At 44.8% G+C, this 13,020-nt stretch carries 16 protein-coding genes; 3 read left to right on the top strand and 13 right to left on the bottom strand.

Annotated elements, in window-relative coordinates; all coding sequences use genetic code 11:
• Positions 1-49: 49 nt before the first annotated feature.
• The 13 genes from MHH91_RS07360 to fadH all read right to left on the bottom strand — a co-directional run bounded on the left by MHH91_RS07360 (position 50) and on the right by fadH (position 10,043).
• Positions 50-1,174, bottom strand: a complete 1,125-nt coding sequence (locus MHH91_RS07360) for an N-acetyldiaminopimelate deacetylase (protein WP_013352083.1) — start codon at positions 1,172-1,174, stop codon at positions 50-52.
• A gap of 70 nt (positions 1,175-1,244) precedes the next feature.
• Positions 1,245-1,955, bottom strand: coding sequence for a 2,3,4,5-tetrahydropyridine-2,6-dicarboxylate N-acetyltransferase (dapD, locus tag MHH91_RS07355; RefSeq protein WP_013352082.1), 711 nt, complete (start codon positions 1,953-1,955; stop codon positions 1,245-1,247).
• Between the two features lie 81 nt (positions 1,956-2,036).
• Positions 2,037-2,492 carry a flavodoxin gene (locus MHH91_RS07350; RefSeq protein WP_013352081.1) on the bottom strand — a complete coding sequence of 152 codons (456 nt, stop codon included), beginning with the start codon at positions 2,490-2,492 and terminating at the stop codon, positions 2,037-2,039.
• A gap of 26 nt (positions 2,493-2,518) precedes the next feature.
• Positions 2,519-3,412 carry a WD40/YVTN/BNR-like repeat-containing protein gene (locus MHH91_RS07345; protein WP_013352080.1) on the bottom strand — a complete coding sequence of 298 codons (894 nt, stop codon included), beginning with the start codon at positions 3,410-3,412 and terminating at the stop codon, positions 2,519-2,521.
• Positions 3,402-3,875 carry a flavodoxin gene (locus tag MHH91_RS07340; RefSeq protein ID WP_013352079.1) on the bottom strand — a complete coding sequence of 158 codons (474 nt, stop codon included), beginning with the start codon at positions 3,873-3,875 and terminating at the stop codon, positions 3,402-3,404. Before MHH91_RS07340 ends, MHH91_RS07345 begins: the two co-directional genes overlap by 11 nt.
• A 114-nt stretch (positions 3,876-3,989) precedes the next feature.
• A complete protein-coding gene (gene ccpC / locus MHH91_RS07335) occupies positions 3,990-4,871 on the bottom strand; it encodes a transcriptional regulator CcpC (protein WP_013352078.1) in 882 nt (293 codons plus the stop codon).
• Between the two features lie 139 nt (positions 4,872-5,010).
• Positions 5,011-5,454, bottom strand: a complete 444-nt coding sequence (gene cbpB / locus MHH91_RS07330; protein ID WP_003154608.1) for a cyclic-di-AMP-binding protein CbpB — start codon at positions 5,452-5,454, stop codon at positions 5,011-5,013.
• A gap of 143 nt (positions 5,455-5,597) precedes the next feature.
• Positions 5,598-5,789, bottom strand: coding sequence for an antirepressor AbbA (gene abbA / locus MHH91_RS07325; protein ID WP_013352076.1), 192 nt, complete (start codon positions 5,787-5,789; stop codon positions 5,598-5,600).
• A 140-nt stretch (positions 5,790-5,929) separates the two neighbouring features.
• Positions 5,930-6,448, bottom strand: a complete 519-nt coding sequence (locus MHH91_RS07320) for a ribonuclease H-like YkuK family protein (RefSeq protein WP_013352075.1) — start codon at positions 6,446-6,448, stop codon at positions 5,930-5,932.
• A gap of 124 nt (positions 6,449-6,572) precedes the next feature.
• Positions 6,573-6,812: a YkuJ family protein gene (locus tag MHH91_RS07315; protein ID WP_013352074.1), complete on the bottom strand. Its 240-nt coding sequence runs from the start codon at positions 6,810-6,812 to the stop codon at positions 6,573-6,575.
• Between the two features lie 445 nt (positions 6,813-7,257).
• A complete protein-coding gene (locus MHH91_RS07310) occupies positions 7,258-8,478 on the bottom strand; it encodes an EAL domain-containing protein (protein ID WP_014470459.1) in 1,221 nt (406 codons plus the stop codon).
• A 138-nt stretch (positions 8,479-8,616) separates the two neighbouring features.
• The gene (locus MHH91_RS07305) at positions 8,617-9,165 is read right to left on the bottom strand and encodes a hypothetical protein (RefSeq protein WP_013352072.1); all 549 of its coding nucleotides are present in this window, start codon (positions 9,163-9,165) and stop codon (positions 8,617-8,619) included.
• 113 nt (positions 9,166-9,278) lie between these two features.
• On the bottom strand, positions 9,279-10,043 hold the full coding sequence (gene fadH, locus MHH91_RS07300) for a 2,4-dienoyl-CoA reductase (RefSeq protein ID WP_013352071.1): 765 nt from the start codon (positions 10,041-10,043) through the stop codon (positions 9,279-9,281).
• Positions 10,044-10,186: 143 nt separating this feature from the next.
• Between fadH and MHH91_RS07295 the strand changes: the two genes are divergently transcribed.
• From MHH91_RS07295 to MHH91_RS07285, 3 genes are all read left to right on the top strand, one after another.
• Positions 10,187-11,050 (top strand): metallophosphoesterase, encoded by an 864-nt coding sequence (locus MHH91_RS07295; protein ID WP_013352070.1) that lies wholly within the window; start codon positions 10,187-10,189, stop codon positions 11,048-11,050.
• Positions 11,051-11,124: 74 nt separating this feature from the next.
• Entirely contained in the window at positions 11,125-11,619 is a 495-nt protein-coding gene (locus MHH91_RS07290) for a L,D-transpeptidase family protein (RefSeq protein WP_088030678.1), read from the top strand.
• Between the two features lie 75 nt (positions 11,620-11,694).
• On the top strand, positions 11,695-12,987 hold the full coding sequence (locus tag MHH91_RS07285; protein ID WP_013352068.1) for an MFS transporter: 1,293 nt from the start codon (positions 11,695-11,697) through the stop codon (positions 12,985-12,987).
• The last annotated feature ends 33 nt before the right edge of the window (positions 12,988-13,020 follow it).

Genomic DNA, 13,020 nt, shown 5'->3' with positions numbered 1-13,020 from the left:
CCGTTATGTAGAGTGCTCAATTTTTGTTAGATTATTCTTCTTTTCGGATTTAATTGGCATACTCCGAAAAATATCCGACCATGACATTGACTGCGGTTTCCATCGCGCCTTCATCCGGGTTCAGCTTTGCATGGTGAAGCCCGTGGGAAGAATCCGCTCCGAGCCAGAACATAAAGCCGGGATATTTTTTCAGCATATACCCGAAATCTTCTCCGGTCATCGCTTCTTTCGCCATTTTCACTTCTGCAAGATTATGATCTTTGACAAATTGCATAAATTCTTCGGTCAGGCCGCTTGTATTATAGACTTGATGATAAACGGACGGATACGTGACCTTCCCTTTGCAGCGGAAGCCGATTTCAATCCCTTTGACGAGTTCTTCAATCCGCTTTTTCACCATGCGCATTGATTCCTCAGAAAGCGTCCGGATCGTTCCTTCCAGATGAGCATGCTCTGCGATGATATTTTGCGCCGTGCCCCCGGTAATCGTTCCGATAGTAATCACCGCGCTGTCAAGCGGATCCGTATTTCTGGATATGACCGTTTGCAGCTGCGTGACAAGCGTGCTTGCGGCGACGACCATGTCGTCTGCTGTATGCGGATATGCCGCATGTCCGCCTTTCCCTTCAAGGTCGATGACAAGCTCACTTGTATTGGCAAATAGCAATCCGCTTTTGGTGGAGATTGTGCCCACCGGCAGCTCAGGTGCTATATGGAGGGCAGTGATCAAATCCGGCGTCCATTTTTTCAGCACATCGCTTTCAAGCATCGGTTCCGCTCCGCCGGGTCCTTCTTCAGCCGGCTGAAATAAAAAGAGCAGATCATGCTTGACCGGATGATGGACAAAATGATCAATAATGCCGAGTGCGATGGTCATATGCATGTCGTGGCCGCATGCGTGCATAAAACCGGGGTGTTCCGATGAAAACGGAAGTCCAGTCTGTTCTTCAATCGACAAAGCGTCTATATCCGCTCTGTAGGCAAGCATTTTTTCCGGAGCCGTGCCGTTGACTTTAACAAAGATGCCGGTTCTCCAAGTTTCGATTTCAATTCTTTCTTCCGGGTATTGGTTCAATATATTCAGCAGGTACTGCTGTGTTTTATATTCCTGAAAGCCGATCTCCGGGATGCGGTGCAGATCTCTCCGGATAGAAATGAGCCGCTCTTTTTCCATATGTATTCCTCCTTAAGATAAGAATAAGGCGTGGATTTTATCATCCACGCCCATTCTATCAAACCATTCCTTACAGCTGGCGTAATTCCTGTTTGATTTCTGTTTTGCCTTTTGTTTTTTCATCGATATCTTTGATTTTTTTCGCTGGTGTTCCCGCTACAACGGTATATGGCTCAACGTCGTTTACAACGATGGCTCCCGCAGCGACAACCGCGCCTTTACCGATTGTTACGCCTTCAAGAACAACCGCATTTGCGCCGATTACAACGTCGTCTTCCACGACAACAGGCTTAGCGCTTGGCGGCTCGATGACACCCGCTAATACAGAACCCGCTCCGATGTGGCAGTTTTTGCCGACAGTCGCGCGTCCTCCGAGCACAACGTTCATATCAATCATTGTGCCTTCGCCGATGACTGAACCGATATTAATAGACGCACCCATCATGATAACGGCATTGTCGCCGATTTCGACTTGGTCGCGGATAATAGCGCCAGGCTCGATGCGCGCTTTTACATCTTTCATGTCAAGCATCGGAATTGCAGAGTTGCGGCGGTCATTTTCAATGACGTAATCCTCAATTTTGTCTTTGTTTTCTTCAATTGCGGCTTTAATGTCAGCCCACTCGCCAAAAACGACGCCGGATTGGCCGTTTAGGAATGTTTTAGAGGAATCTCCAAAGCTGATTCCCTCAAGGTCGCCTTTTACATACACTTTTACAGGTGTTGATTTTGTACTATTTTGAATAAATGAAATAATTTCATTTGCATCCATCATTTTCATATGTATTGTCCTCCTCTGATTTTCTACCTCATTACTGTAACAAAGGAAGGATACAAAGACAAGAAAAAAAGGAACAAGCCTTTATTCCGCCGGCTGGCTGCACAGCGCGGCGAACTGTCTTCCGAAGTCCCGGAGCTCCTCTTCCTCGCTGCCTTCAGGATTGTTTTCAATTTTGACTGATGGCAGCGCCACCCGTCCTCCGCGGGCCGTGATCACTTTTTCCAATTCGTCCACCGCTCCGCAAAAAAACTCGTAGGACATATCACCGGAACCGAACAAAGCAAATGTTTTCCCCGCAAAATCCAGGTTTTCCATATCTTCAGCAATATCCAGCAATTCATCAGGAAGATCCCCGTCTCCCCAAGTATATGTCCCTAATAAGATGTGTTCGTAATCATTAAAAAGCTCGGCATCGATATCCATCGCTTCATATCTGTCTACTGTTGCTTCTGCTTCAATCAGCCCTTTTTCAATCAAATTCGCCATCGCTTCGGTGTTTTCTGACATTGTAGCATAAACAAGCAATACATTCCCCATCTTCGTCTCTCCTTTATGTATTAAAACTAATGTGCGAGCCGGGCCGCCTCATACGGTCTGACAAATTTACATTCGTAAAGGCCCGCGCAAAAAAAGCTTTCTTTCCGGTTGGCCACCCGCCATCCGTGACCGCGGATCGTATCAAACCATTTTAATTCACCGGCGGCGAAATCAGCTTGATAAATGCGCGAAAACCCGTGTTCGTCCTGTGACGAAGTGACATAAATAATACCGTTATCCTCGGAAACGTCGAGAAATGATTTTTCCCGTATGGCAGGTCCGGCTGAAATGGCAAACTCCTCTTCCGTCCGCACGTTTCGGACAGAAACCTCGCCCCGCTCTCCCTTCGCCGCACCTTTTGCCGCAATGAGCCAATCCTTCTGATACATGAGCATTGAGGCCGTCATGCGCTGCCTTTCACAGCTTATACGCCGGACGCGGTCTTTCGTCAGATCATACGCCCAAATGCCGCCATGATTCATATGAATCCGGGTGCCGATATAAATCGTCTTACCGTGCAAACAAAGCGAACGGATTACTGGCGGCTCCTTCAATTGTGAAAAGGGCTTGGCCACATGCCAAGTGACACCGAAATCATCAGATAAATAGAGGCAGTGCGTGCCGTGAGCACAGACAAACCCGTCATTCCGACCGGCAACAGCCCATACGGAGGCGCTGGTCGGAAAGCGGGATGCCGTCCAGGTCTTTCCCTGATCGGCCGATCTGAGGACGGCGCCTTTTTCTCCAGCTCCGAATATGTAAGGCCCGATGTAAGTCAGCACATGAATCTTGCTTTTCATCCGGTACAGCCGTTTCCAGCCTTCTTCCCCAGAAAAATGAAAAATGCCTTCGCCTTTTACAGCGACAAAATATCCCGAAGACACTGATGCCATGACAGCCGTCGCGCCTTTATGAAACATGGCACCGGTCTCCGTGGTGTGCGGCCCATGCAAGAAAACCGCGGACAAATTCTTTGCAGCATTCCTGATCTTCAGCCGTCTCAGGCGCCAGCTCAATTTTCAGCGTTTCCGGATATAAATTGGCGCCGGCCTTTTCAAACGCTTCGCAAAACAGCGTGACCGCTTCGCAAAACTTCGGATAGGCGTGGTCGCCTGAACCGAAACAAGCCGTTTTCAGTCCGTTGAGCTGGCGATGCAGAATATCTTCATAAAAATCTTCCGCTTCGTAAGGAAGATCACCGTCCCCCCATGTGTACGTTCCGACAAAAACATAATCATATGCTTCGAGAGAATCCGCATCTGCCTCATCCATGTCAAGACAGTCAATTGCAATCTGATGCTCACTCAGTGTTTCTTTTATAATGCCGGCAATATCCTCTGTATTCCCCGACATGCTTGCGTATATAATTAATGCTTTCTGCACATGATCACCCCGTAATTGATAATGATTTTCATTAACTTATACAATACTTTAAATGATAATGATTTTCATTGTCAATGAAAAATAAAAAAAAGACAGCATGATTACTGTCTCTTTTTAAAAAGGGCGTTCCTGTTTCAGCATATCTTTGACGACCGAAACAAAAGCCTGCACCTGTTTTAATTCAAATGCCGGCTCATAACCGAGCAGCCATGTATCACGGCCGATCGGATGATCCTTAGCATCAAGCAGGGGCATTTTATTTACTTTGTCTTCCTCTTCTAAGGTGACTGACGGCAGAATGGCATAACCGATCCCGTGCAGCGCCATCTGCTTGCACGTTTCAATCTGATCGACGAGGATCGTCTGTTTCGGCGAGGTTTTGAATTTTTGATGCCACCAATGCTGAATTTCCTGAAAATATGTACTGTCACTTTTGAACTGGATAAACGGCCGATCGGTATGGGCAATATCATCAATACAGGAAATTTCCGTATCGACCAAATATAAATGATCGGTCATTAAATAATCTTTTCGGCCTTTCCATTCCGGATTTCCCCGGATAATGCCGATATGTACCTGATCTTCATACAGACTTTTCAGCATTTCACTGCTCCACCCTGTAATGAGAGAAACTTTTGCGTTCGGATATCGCTCCACATATGTTTTTAACACTTTCGGAAGCCAGTGCTGCCCGATAATGGAGGCGACGGCAAGCTTCAATGTGCCGTGAATTTCTCCTTCAAGTTCATCAATATTTTCTCTTATTCTCTCTTGCCGATCCGTGACATCATTTGCAAATTGTATGATTTTTTCTCCTGCCGGCGTTACCGTAAGTCCTTTTTGAGATCTTAGAAAGATCTTTGTTCCCCAGGCTTTTTCAATGGTCTGCAATCGCTGGGACAGAGCCGGCTGTGACACGAATAACCGTTCGGCAGCCTTCCTCATGTTTAATTCCTCAGCTAAAACTACGAGCATATGAAGCTCTTGAAGCTGCATGTCGTCCTCCTTTTCAATGCCTTTTCGTATTTCTTATCTACCATTCTAATAAAATAAAGGCTGCCGAGGCAAGCATCACTCATATGTATGCGTTTTCTTTTTCTGGCATGCGAAGAACAAATAGGCTGATCGTGCGAGCCTACTTATTCAATGATCTGATATGGCTGCTTAACTGCTTTAACACGACTCTTCTCGTGAAAATGCCTTCAAAGACGCCTTCATCATTTTCAACGCAGACAAAGCCGTTATTAATGACCATGCTGAACCCTTTGATAATCGGATCATTGATGTGGAGACGGGGAATGTCTTTCAGCATGACTTCCTCAACCGTAATTTGATCCAGCTTCTCAAACTCAATCCGTTCAAGTCCGAAAATGCTGTTCATAATCATATTTGTCCCGATCAAACCGTGCAGACGGTACGAAGCGTCCAGGACGGGAATGGCGGTATAGCCGGTTTTTGTGAGCACTAAAAGAGCATGCTCAAGGTTGTTTCCGACTTGTACGTGCGCCACTTTATCCGCCTCAATCATAAATTGTCCGACTGTTGCATCAAGAAGCTGATCTGATTGTAAGCTAATCATGTCACTTCGACCCCTTTACATTTTTCATCAAAACATGTATTCCCTATATCGCAATAATATAAACATTATCATTTTTTGTTGAAAAGTTTCCGTCAATAAAAAAGATACTCTTTGCAATCGAGTATCAATTTATAGGCCGCTGATTAATTTTCGTTCCGAAAACGGTCATAAAGCGTGACGAGTTTTTTATAAGTGGTTCCATCAACGCTTTTTGACCCTGCTTCTATATCGTTGATTTCGCTGGTCAAAAGCTCAATGGCATATTCATGATTGATCAGGATATTCAGCAGAAGTTTTTGTTCTTCTTCCGTAAATCGTTCACCGATAAGACTCATACGTAATCAGGCCCCCTATTTTTTACTGAATACCTCTGAAAGCAAAGTGTAATTTACTTTCAGCTCTACCGCTAGAATAAGTAAACAGAAAAAAATCGTCAACCGCATAATTCGACATTTTGCGGATTCTGTATGAAATATTATTTTGTGTAACGATTGGCATAACTGAATGCTGTGCAGGAATCGGGCTTGATTTTCGCTTCAATGCCCATCGAGGTAATGCGTCCGGTCATTTCTTGTATCAACTCTTTTGTAAGTCCTTTTCGGCCGATATCCAGATGCACTTCAAATGTAAGATCCGCCCCTTCATCCGCGAAAGGCAGGAGCAAATCTGTAAGTTCCATAAAGCGCCCGTCGAGAATATGCGCAGCCATCTCCTGGCTGAATGCGGTTTCCAGCGAAATTTTTTCGCGAAGGCTATGTATCGGTCTTGCAAGATCGTGATTTTTCAAACAGCCCCAAGCTCCCTTGCCTGTGCGGTGCAAGTGTATAGCCGTAATAAACTTTGTGAACTCGCGGTAAACTTGTGAATCGGTCCCTACAGACAGCACGTATGCTGAACGGGGGTCTTGATTGACAAAGCGTTTCAGCCGCTCCATCACGTCTTGAAAGGTCATTTGTGCTTCAGAAAGATTATAAAACAGAAAAGAATCAGCCATGTACGGACACTCCTCTTTCCAGAATCTACAACCAAATTCGAACAAGCACGTTCCTTTGCATGATTTAATAAAGCTCCGCTTGCGGAAGACGGGAAGCTTGGTCAGCCTGAAAAATTAAATCCAATTACTGAAGGAGCTCAAAAATTTCAATAGAAATCATGTCAATGTTATCAAACGGATATGTGTTAGGTTTTTCACCTTTTTGGAAAACCGTCAGTTCAAACGTTTGATTTTTTTCGAAATATTTAACACTGCAAATTTTTTCGCCGTTAACTTCAAAATAACGCTGCATCGGCTCGCTTGCCGCTTCCGCCGTTTCTTGCAGGCTTTGCAGCCTTGTGATGATACCCATTAATTGTGACATTCTAAAAAAAGACTCCTTTCAAAAAACAACTTCAAATCAACAAGTATTTATTATAATACAAGTTCTACAGAGCATCATACCATAAAGTAGACCGGGATGGCATTTTCCCGCTGGATTTTCAAAAAGAAATAAACGGGAAAACCGTGTTTTCGAATAGTTTGAAGCTTTTTTCAGAATGTCATACACCTTTTATAAATGATTTTTCGCTTTTTGAGCCGCCATTGTCAGATATATGTGAGAAGAGGCCTTTTTATGCGCAGACGACATAAAAAAACTTGGCGGGGGTAGCGCCAAGTTTTTTCGGATCTTGATCTGATAGAGGGGTTGGGGAACAGAGAGTAACTTCTCTCTATAACCAAATGATAATGATTATCAGTATCATTGTCAATCGTTTTTTAAAACTTTTTTCAGATGACAGCAAAAAAAGCGGCATACAGCAGCCGCTTTAAAGTAATCCGTCCTGTTCATATAAATAAGAGTAAGGCAGATCGATAAATAAATACATATTGTCATCCATCGGATATGAAAAGGTTCTGATCATCTCTCCCGTTTCAATGTCACTGTACAGGTCACTGAAAAAGCCTTTTCTTGAATTCCGCATCTTCATGATGTTTTCTAAAAAGTACGGGCGCCAGCTCCAGTTTTTCTCCATGTATTCAGGCTGATAAAACCATTCACCGGATTGCTTGAACACATTTCCCGTCAGCTGATAGCCTTCTTCATCACACATATAAATTCTGAAACAGCAGTCCGTCAGATTTTCCGCCAGTTTTTTAATAAACTCATCGTCCGCCTGGTGGGTTTTCTTCAGCTCGGAAACAGCCTGATTGACCCGCTTATAAAAATTCTCAGAGTGTTCATATACCGTTTCCAGCTTCTTCTTCTCTCTCGTGATAAATTGCTGAAACTCCGTTTTCAAGCGTTCTTTTAACAGGCTCCGGTCTATAAAATGACCGCTTGGCGCCTGCAGGTAATAGCCTTGAAAGAATCGGCCTCCGTTTCTCCAGGCGTACTGCAGCTGAAAATCAGCTTCTATATCTTCATACAGCAGCGCGGCCCCGATTTTCCTCGCCAGCAATGAAATGCTGTACAGCACATGCTCATACGATGGTGACGGCTGAGATACTTTCAGCGCCTGCAAATCTATTTTCAGAAGATCCGGTGAAAGGAGCGCGATTCTGTCCAGGTTGCTGCTCTCCTTACCTATATTGTCCACTGCGATTTTAATGCCGTATGTACGATAGTAGGCAAGCATATGGTACAGCTGTTCAATGTCGCCTTCGAAATTGTGCTCGGTGATCTCAAGCACAATACGGTTCAGTTCAATGCCCTGCTCTTCGTATTCTTTCAAAAGCTCAAGAAAGCTTTCGCCATGGTCAAGCATCAATACATTTGCATCCTGGTTGATAAAAATCAACAGGTCACGATCCGCTTCTTTAAACCGCTCCAGCGCCTGCCTGATGACTCTGTCATCGACCTCAAGCTTATATTCTTCCGGAATGCCGGAATCTAAGAAAAACGGCCCGAGGCTCTCAATCTCCGCATCTGCCAAAATACGGCCGAGCACCTCATAGCCCACAACTCTTTGTTCCTCCGCGTTAAAAATCGCTTGGTAATACGGAATGACATCATCAATATTCGTCAGTATATCAAGTGGGTCCAACATGTTATCACCTGCTTCTCTATCTTTGTCTGATTATACACAATTATATCTGCACCACAAAGGTTTAGACATTCATAGGGGAAAAAAGAGGCAGTATGGGAGCAGCTTAAAATAAAAGGGGAAAATTTTTAAAATCACTCTTTAGATAAGGATGTTATTCATTTGTTTCACAATCACAAATACAAGTATAAATATAAGAGCATTATAACCGGCAGCTGTCCAAAAGTAATGACTCCAATCGGTACTGTTAAACACCCAATCATCATCATGTTTCAACTGAAAGAAAGTTCCTTTTTTATCTAACGTGCCAAATGTAAGAGTTGTGAACCCGCCAACACTCTTGGAAACGTCAACTCCATACATTGAACCGGCATTATCAGTATCATTTATTGGCATATACGTATAATCAGATAAAATTGTTTCCGCCAGCTCGGTCGGCAGAGACACATATAATACAGCCGATGTATCGCCTCCGAGCCCACTCAAATACTCCCTGGCTTTAATAAATTTCGTTTCATCAGGAAAATCTATGTGATATAGCTTTTCAAATCTGATTATTTCATCAGATGTAAGATTGGTATTTTGATAATACTCTGGAGTAAAAGCGCAAATAATAAAGTGCCAAATATTAAAGATATTAACTAAACTGCTTAAAAATAGTACAGCGAACCATTTTAATAATTTCTTCAATTAATCGCCCCTTAATCTTTCAAAATTATATCATAATTTTGAATAGAAAATAAAACAAGCGAACGGCCGGCTTTGACGTTCGCTTGTTTTGCAAAATAATCAATATATCAAAATTAAAACGGATAAGGATTCAGCCACTGCCCGCCGTCCATTGTGATACAATCCCCGTTTATGTAGGCCGCTTCATCGGATAGCAAAAACGCTGCCAAAGCGGCGATTTCTTCCGGTGTGCCCAGCCGGCCAAGCGGCACACTGTTCATAGTGCGGGACATCGCTTTTTCCGATTCAAACAGCTTTTCCGCACCGCCTGTTCGTTCAATCGGGCCTGGGGCTATCGCGTTTGTGCGGATGCCATATTTGCTCCCCCATTCAACGGCCAGCGTTCTTGTCAGTGACAATACCCCCGCTTTGGCTGCAGCGGAATGAACGACCCCTGCTCCCGCTCCCCATGCGTATGTGGCGGCCATATTCAATATGACGCCCTTCTGCTCCTTCTCGATCCAATGCCTTGCCGCGGCTTGGCTGCAAAAAAAAGTGCCGTTTAAAACAATCTCAATAACAGCTTTCCATCCGTTGGGCGTCAGCTTTTCTGCCGGGCAAATAAAATTACCGGCCGCATTGTTAATCAGCGCATCAAGCCGGCCAAAGACATTTACTGCTTCTGTAATCATGTCTGAAGCACCGGATTCAGAACGGACATCCATTTGAAAACAGGCGACCTGTCCCTCAAAGGTCTCAATTTCTTTTTTTGTTTCCTCAAGTGCTTCCTGGTTCCTCCCTGTCACCATGACGTGCCATCCCAGTTCAGCCTGTTTTTTCGCCATTGCTTTTCCCATGCCGCTTGATCCGCCTGTAATGATTACTGCTTTCTTATCCATAACAAACCCACCCCTTTTATTGAATGAATAATCATTCATAATTCTACCATAGATGTCCTTCCCCGTCATTACATGCTGAGAAGGGATTTTTCAGCCAAGCTGATGATATAATAGAAAAACTCTGACAAAGGTTGGTTTTACATATGAAGAAAATGACCAGAAGAACATTTTTAAAAAGAGGAATCGGCATTTTGGGTGCGGCTCTCGCGACAGCTTGCGGAGGCTACGGCTATGCCCGGTATATTGAACCGCGTATGATCGAAATCACCCGGCATACCATCACCAGCCGCCTGATTCCCCGCGGCTTTGACAATTTTAAAATTGTTCAATTCAGCGATACGCATCTCAGTGACGTGTTTACAACAGAAGACTTGAATAAAACAGCGGAAAAGATTAATCAGCTGAAACCCGATCTGCTTATCTTTACGGGAGATTTAATTGATAAGCCGCATTTATATAATGATCATCAGCATGCGCTCGCCGTACTGCAAAGACTTGAAGCTCCTTTCGGAAAATTTTGTGTATATGGAAACCATGACCACGGCGGCTATGGCACAAACACGTACAAGGCTCTGATGGAAGCTGCTGATTTTCAAGTAATTCGAAACGGCTATCGTCAGGTGCAGCTGACAGACGGAAGCCGGATTGAACTCGCGTCTTTGGATGATTTAATGCTCGGAAAACCTGATTATGAAGGCACCCTTTCCCGTCTTTCCTCCGATACGTTTTCCATATTACTCGTTCATGAGCCGGATGCCGCTCTTAAGATCGGCCGGTATCCTGTGAACCTCCAACTGTCGGGACATACTCACGGCGGCCAGGTGCAGCTTCCGTTTTTCGGCCCTCTCATTACACCTCCTTACGGAAAAACGTATACCGACGGCATGTATACGCTGCATGACACAGTCGTTTATGTGAATCGCGGGCTTGGTACGACAAGACTGCCGTATCGATTTTTAGCGAGACCGGAAATTACGCTGTTTACTTTGAAAGCCTCACAAAAATAAGACTTTTGTCCCGATGCACAAACACCCCCTCCTTAATATGTATATGGAAAAGAGCAAAAAGGAGGGTGATGAAACTGCTGACCTATCAAGTGAAACAAGGAGAAACCATCTCAAGCATTGCGCAGGACTTCAGAATAAGCACTGCTGCTCTCCTTCAGGCAAATCCCTCAATCCAATCGGTTATTTACGCGGGACAGCATATTATCATACCGAATCTTCCCGACCCATCCACCATTCCCTATTCCATTGTCGTGTATATCGGAGCGAAGAAACTGCAATTATACCGCCTTGGCAGACTCATCCGTACGTATCCGATCGCAGTCGGAAAAATATTGACGACCACACCGACCGGGGAATTTTATATCGTGAATCGCCAGCCTAAGCCCGGCGGCCCGTTCGGCGCTTATTGGCTCAGCCTCTCTAAGCTTCATTACGGCATTCACGGGACAAATGACCCCTCCTCCATCGGCAAAGCGGTATCAAAAGGATGCATCCGGATGCATAATCAGGACGTCACTGAACTTGCCGCTACCGTTCCTAATGGAACAAAGGTGACGATTATAAGATAGAAAGATCTTATTTGTTTATAGAACGGGCTGATGATAATATATTACAGTGGGACCATTAGGGTAAGGAGCGTGTTTATGGATATATTTAAAAATAGAAATTTTGTCCGTTTATTTTTCGCAGCACTCGCTTCTCAAATGGGAACGACTGTAGGTAATATGGCTTTCGCTTTTTACTTGCTGGACCGCTTTGCCAACCAGCCGGCATACACGACTTTGGCTGAGCTGATGTATTCACTGCCGACGGTTTTCGTATTTCTTATTGTCGGTGTCGCAGCTGACCGGCTTGACAGGAAAAAGGTCGCAGAAAATTGTGACTGGATCAGGGCGGGACTGACGGTCGTATTGTTTGCGGCATTATACAGCGGGAATATTCCTTTCGTCTTCTGTATTTTGTTCATCAGAAGCGCCGTGACCAAGTTCTTTTTCCCGGCGGAAGCCAGCCTTGTACAAGCTATTCTGCCTAAGGAGCATTATGCGAAAGCTGCGGGGCTTAACCAGATCCTGTTCAGCATCTTTATGGTATTCGGCGTCGGTATGGGGGCGTTTATGTATAAAACGATCGGTGTTCACGGAGCCATTATCCTTGATTTTGTCAGCTTTATTGTGTCAGGCTTTCTGATCCGCGCCTGCCGCATTCCGAAAGAAGCCCGTCAGCCGAACGGCCCTTTTAAATGGGGGGATTCGTTTCTGAAAGATTCGGCCGCTGATTTTAAAGAAGGGATCGTATATATTGTTAAAAACAAATTGCTTGCTTCCCTTATTTTCGGCTTTTTTATCTTTGGATTTGTCAACGGCGGCTTTGCCGTACTGCCGATGTTTACGATGAAATACGGACTTGCGCCTGATCATTATGAATCACACACTTCAATCTTCACCGTCGCGCTCGGCTTCGGCCTGCTTGCCGGAAGTGTGATCGGAACAATGATCGCCAAAAAAGTCAAACCGCATCATTTGATGTCGATTCCTATTTTGGCAGCCGGGCTGCTCATTTTTGTCCTCGGTTATACGGATAAGCTGTGGATTTATTATACGGCCGCTTTCGTTCTCGGCATGTGCATCGGACCTGTCAATATCGCCATCGGCGGCTGGATGCCGAAAATCGTTCATCCGAAAATAATGGGCCGGGTCAGCGGCTGGCAGGATCCTTTTATGATGTTTGCCCAATCCATTACACTCGGACTGGTCGCCCTGTTATTTCCGAAATTCGTTTCCAATATTGATTACCTTTATTACGGCATGGGAGTCGTGATTTTGGCGGTATTTGTGTTCTATTTTATCGCCCTTCCGAAATACAGCGCCGAGGCAGCAGAAGTCGATGTGCAGCGATCATTAAAAGCTGATTCTGAAAAACACGCGAATCCTGTCTAATAAAGGAAAAAAATGCGCCCTTTTCATCAGAAA

It is taken from the genome of Bacillus sp. FSL K6-2819, assembly GCF_038008305.1.
In the GTDB taxonomy this organism is placed as follows: Bacteria; Bacillota; Bacilli; order Bacillales; family Bacillaceae; genus Bacillus; species Bacillus amyloliquefaciens.
The sequence above is the reverse complement of the archived record's forward strand: the minus strand, read 5'-3'. Positions and strand labels throughout refer to the sequence as shown.

Excerpts from the sequence above, each read along its gene's own strand:
- MHH91_RS07360 (WP_013352083.1), bottom strand. The coding sequence starts at position 1,174 with ATGGAAAAAGAGCGGCTCATTTCTATCCGGAGAGATCTGCACCGCATC.
- dapD (WP_013352082.1), bottom strand. The coding sequence starts at position 1,955 with ATGAAAATGATGGATGCAAATGAAATTATTTCATTTATTCAAAATAGT.
- MHH91_RS07350 (WP_013352081.1), bottom strand. The coding sequence starts at position 2,492 with ATGGGGAATGTATTGCTTGTTTATGCTACAATGTCAGAAAACACCGAA.
- MHH91_RS07345 (WP_013352080.1), bottom strand. The coding sequence starts at position 3,412 with ATGTTTCATAAAGGCGCGACGGCTGTCATGGCATCAGTGTCTTCGGGA.
- ccpC (WP_013352078.1), bottom strand. The coding sequence starts at position 4,871 with ATGCAGCTTCAAGAGCTTCATATGCTCGTAGTTTTAGCTGAGGAATTA.
- cbpB (WP_003154608.1), bottom strand. The coding sequence starts at position 5,454 with ATGATTAGCTTACAATCAGATCAGCTTCTTGATGCAACAGTCGGACAA.
- abbA (WP_013352076.1), bottom strand. The coding sequence starts at position 5,789 with ATGAGTCTTATCGGTGAACGATTTACGGAAGAAGAACAAAAACTTCTG.
- MHH91_RS07320 (WP_013352075.1), bottom strand. The coding sequence starts at position 6,448 with ATGGCTGATTCTTTTCTGTTTTATAATCTTTCTGAAGCACAAATGACC.
- MHH91_RS07315 (WP_013352074.1), bottom strand. The coding sequence starts at position 6,812 with ATGTCACAATTAATGGGTATCATCACAAGGCTGCAAAGCCTGCAAGAA.
- MHH91_RS07310 (WP_014470459.1), bottom strand. The coding sequence starts at position 8,478 with ATGTTGGACCCACTTGATATACTGACGAATATTGATGATGTCATTCCG.
- fadH (WP_013352071.1), bottom strand. The coding sequence starts at position 10,043 with ATGGATAAGAAAGCAGTAATCATTACAGGCGGATCAAGCGGCATGGGA.
- MHH91_RS07295 (WP_013352070.1), top strand. The coding sequence starts at position 10,187 with ATGAAGAAAATGACCAGAAGAACATTTTTAAAAAGAGGAATCGGCATT.
- MHH91_RS07285 (WP_013352068.1), top strand. The coding sequence starts at position 11,695 with ATGGATATATTTAAAAATAGAAATTTTGTCCGTTTATTTTTCGCAGCA.